This window comes from Mycobacterium sp., assembly GCF_050701675.1.
Taxonomy (GTDB): domain Bacteria; phylum Actinomycetota; class Actinomycetes; order Mycobacteriales; family Mycobacteriaceae; genus Mycobacterium.
The window spans coordinates 1-3,681 of sequence record NZ_JBOGDD010000846.1 but is presented as its reverse complement, the minus strand read 5'-3'; the positions used below and the strand labels follow the sequence as shown (position 1 = coordinate 3,681).

Below are 3,681 nucleotides of genomic sequence, written 5' to 3'. Positions count from 1 at the left end.
CGTTCGGTGCGTTCGCCGTGGCCGTCGCGCACTGGCGAGCGGCGCTCGGTCTGTCATCGAGTGACCGCATGCAGATCATGACGCCGCCATCGCACATCCTCGGCCTTCTCAACATCGCGACGGCGCTCGACGCGGGCGCGTGGATCCGGCTGCACCCTCGCTTCGACGTCGACACCATGTTGCGCCACATCGAATCCGACCGCGTCACCGTTGAGATGGCGGTGGCGCCGATCGCCCTGGCGCTGGCCGCCCACCCGGAGCTGGAGTCCTTCGACCTGTCGTCCCTGCGCTACGTCATGTGGTGCGCCACTCCCGTGACGAAGAGCGTCGCCGACGAGGTGACGAGGCGGACGGGGGTGTCGTGGGTTACCGCATACGGCGCCAGCGAGTTACCGGTCATCTCGTGCAACTCGCTCGACGGCGCGCGACTGGACACCGTCGGGCGCGCCGTGGAGGGAGTGGAGATTCGGGTGGTTTCGCTGGACACGGCAGAGCCGGTTTTGCCGGGAGAAGTCGGTGAGATCCAGGTGAGATCGGCGTCGGCGATGTCCGGCTACCTACCCGACGACGCCACCGCCGCGGCCTTCAGCGATGGCTGGTACCGCAGCGGCGACGTCGGCTACCTCGACGTCGAGGGCTGGCTCCGAATCACCGACCGCTCAAGGGAAATGATCAAGGTCCGTGGGTTCCAGGTGGCACCCGCGGAGATCGAGGCGGTGCTGCACGGGCACCCCGCGGTCGCCGACTGTGCGGTGTTCGGGGTGCCCGACCAGGCGCACGGCGAGGCGATCGTCGCCGCGGTCGCACGCTGCGGCGCGGTCGAGGCCGACGAGTTGATCCGGCTGGTCGCTGACCGCCTCGCCTCCTACAAACGTCCGAGCCGAGTGGCCTTCGTAACCGAGATCCCCCGTCTCCCATCTGGAAAGGTGCTACGCCGAGTGCTCAAGGAGAGACTGTGGACGTCCGTCTGACCTCCGAACAACGACAACTGCGCGATGCCGCCGCCAAGCTGGCCGACGACCTCGGGCCCGGATCGGTCGCCGACCTCGACGACGACGGCCGGGTCGCACGCCTCGAGAAGACGGTTCTCTCGACCGGATGGCGATCGCTGCGCTCCGACGAGGCGTCGGGCGTCGAGGTCGCCGTCGTCGTCGAGGAGTTCGCGCGTGGGCTGGTGGACGTGCCGTTCCTCGGCCCCGTGCTCGCCGACGACCTGGCTCGCCGTGTCGGCCGCGCGGTACCTGCGACGACGTCGGAGCGGGACTCCGTCGATCTGACGGGAAGCCTTGCCGGAGCAGTCGAATCGCCACCCGAGCTCGCCGAGTTGACCCCCGAGGAGGCCGGCCGCTGGTACGCGCTCGCGCTCACGGCGACCACGGCGGACCTGGTCGGTGCGGCCCGCGGCACGCTGACGCTGGCCACCGAGTACGCCAAGGTGCGCGCGCAGTACGGGTCGACGATCGGCTCGTATCAGGCTGTCGGGCACCTGCTCGCGGAGAGCCTGGCCCTGATCGAAGGGTGCGTGAGCCTGCTGCGTCATGCCGCCTGGGCCGTCGACGAACTGCCCGTCGCCGAGGCCATCGAAGCCTGCCGAGTGGCGAAGATCTACTGTGCACGTTCGGCGCTCACCGTCTGTGAGACGTCGATCCAGGTACACGGCGGGATCGGCAACACCTGGGAATGCCTCGCGCACGTCTATCTACGTCGGGTACTGGCTGCCACGGAGATGTGGCCGGTCAAGTTGGAGGAGTTGACCATTGGACTTTCGTGACTCGCCGTCCGAAGCCGCATTCCGGGAGGGGTTGCGCGGCTGGCTGACCGAACAGAAGGGCAAGTTCCCCACCTCCGGTGACGAGTACTGGGCCAAGGCGGGGGAGTGGCACGTCGCGCTGTACGAGGCCGGCTTCTTCGGCACGTCGTGGCCGAAGGCGTACGGCGGCCAGGACCTCCCACCGGTCTTCGACGTCATCGTCGACGAGGAGATCGCGAAGGCGGGCGCCCCGGCGCGGCCCAGCCTCGGGTACCTCGTCGTCGGTCTGAGCCACCACGGCGATGAGGCACTGCGGCAACGCTTCCTGCCGGGGATGATCAACGGCACCGAGCGCTGGTGCCAGGGTTTCAGCGAGCCGGGAGCGGGGTCGGATCTGGCCGCACTGACGACGACCGCGACCCGCGAAGGCGACGAGTTCGTCATCGGTGGTCACAAGATCTGGACCAGCTACTCCGACGTCGCCGACTGGTGCCTGGTGTTGGCCCGCACCGAGAAGGACGTGCCCAAGCACAAGGGCATCTCGGCGTTCATCGTGCCGATGCACCAACCCGGTATCGTCCAGCGTCCGCTGAAGATGATCAGCGGAGTCACCAAGGAGTTCGGCCAGGTCGAGTTCGACGGAGCGCGGGTGTCCGCCGAGAACATGGTCGGCGCGCCGGGCGATGGCTGGAAGCTCGCGATGACCGTCGTCAGCCACGAACGCGAACCGTCGACCCTTGGCTTCTCGGCGCGGTACGGAAAGCTGGTGCGCCAGTTGGACTCCCGGGTCGACGGTAAGGCTCCCGAGGAGCTGTCCTGGGCGTGGGTGCAGACGGAGATGCTGCGGCTGCACGTGCGGCGGCGGTTGTCCGAGCAGTTGGACGGTGTTACGCACGGGCCACAGGGATCGCTGGACAAACTGTTGATGACGTGGGTCGAGCAGTCGGTCGGGCACGCCGCGCTGGCCACCGTAGGCACCACTGATTCCGAGCTGTTCGGCGCCTACATGTACAGCCGCGCGCAGAGCGTGATGGGCGGTACTTCGCAGATTCAGAAGAACATCATCGCTCAGCGAATTCTCGGATTGGGGAACTGAAATGTACGGCATGCCAGAGGAAATCGACGTCCGCGCCGAGGGTGGCCTGCGGATCATCACGCTGAACCGCCCCGATGCGCTGAACGCGGTCAACGACGCGTTGCACGTCGGGCTTGCCAAGATATGGGATGCGCTCAACGAGGATGCCGATGCGCGAGCGGCGGTGATCACCGGTGCTGGCCGGGCGTTCTCGGCCGGCGGTGACTTCAACTACCTCGACGAGCTGCGCCACGACGAAGCGCTGCGCCAGAAGACGATCAAGCACGGCCGCGAACTCGTCATCGGCATGGTGCGATGCCGCATCCCGGTGATCGCCGCGGTCAACGGTCCCGCCGTCGGGCTGGGCTGCAGCCTGGCCGCGTTGTCCGACATCGTCTACATCGCCGAGACCGCGCACTTCGCCGACCCGCACGTCCAGATCGGTTTGGTGGCCGCTGACGGCGGGCCGCTGGTCTGGCCGTCGCAAATCAGCCTGTTGCACGCCAAGGAATTCGCGTTGACGGGGGTTCGGATCAAGGCGCAGCGCGCGGTCGAGCTCGGTCTGGCCAACCACGTCGTCGCCGACCCGCTGGCCGAGGCGCTCACGTGTGCGAAGAAGATCATGGAGTTGCCGCAGCAGGCGGTCGAGGCCACCAAGCGGCTGATGAACATTCAGCTGGAGCGCTCGGTGATGGCGTCGCTGGACTACGCCAACCTCGCCGAGTACGTGTCCTTCGGGACCGCCGACTTCAACAAGATCGTCGACGGGCTGATCGCCAAGAACTGACCCGCGTCCCCCTTTCCGCGCGTCCCCTTCCCCTGCGTCCCCTTCCCTGCGTCCCCCTCTCCGCGCGAG

General features: G+C 67.5%; 4 protein-coding genes. All 4 read left to right on the top strand.

Annotation, left to right across the window (positions count from 1 at the left end):
* On the top strand, positions 1 to 971 hold a 971-nt coding region (locus ACRDUX_RS26015), incomplete at its 5' end, for a class I adenylate-forming enzyme family protein (RefSeq protein ID WP_526417940.1).
* Positions 956 to 1,771: an acyl-CoA dehydrogenase family protein gene (locus ACRDUX_RS26010; protein ID WP_526417938.1), complete on the top strand. Its 816-nt coding sequence runs from the start codon at positions 956 to 958 to the stop codon at positions 1,769 to 1,771. The genes ACRDUX_RS26015 and ACRDUX_RS26010, both read left to right, overlap by 16 nt.
* The gene (locus ACRDUX_RS26005) at positions 1,758 to 2,846 is read left to right on the top strand and encodes an acyl-CoA dehydrogenase family protein (protein ID WP_526417936.1); all 1,089 of its coding nucleotides are present in this window, start codon (positions 1,758 to 1,760) and stop codon (positions 2,844 to 2,846) included. Before ACRDUX_RS26010 ends, ACRDUX_RS26005 begins: the two co-directional genes overlap by 14 nt.
* Position 2,847: 1 nt before the next feature.
* Positions 2,848 to 3,612, top strand: a complete 765-nt coding sequence (locus ACRDUX_RS26000; protein WP_526417934.1) for an enoyl-CoA hydratase/isomerase family protein — start codon at positions 2,848 to 2,850, stop codon at positions 3,610 to 3,612.
* The last annotated feature ends 69 nt before the right edge of the window (positions 3,613 to 3,681 follow it).

Bases quoted from the DNA above. Each gene is read 5' to 3' on its own strand.
- ACRDUX_RS26000 (WP_526417934.1), top strand. From the start codon at position 2,848: ATGTACGGCATGCCAGAGGAAATCGACGTCCGCGCCGAGGGTGGCCTG.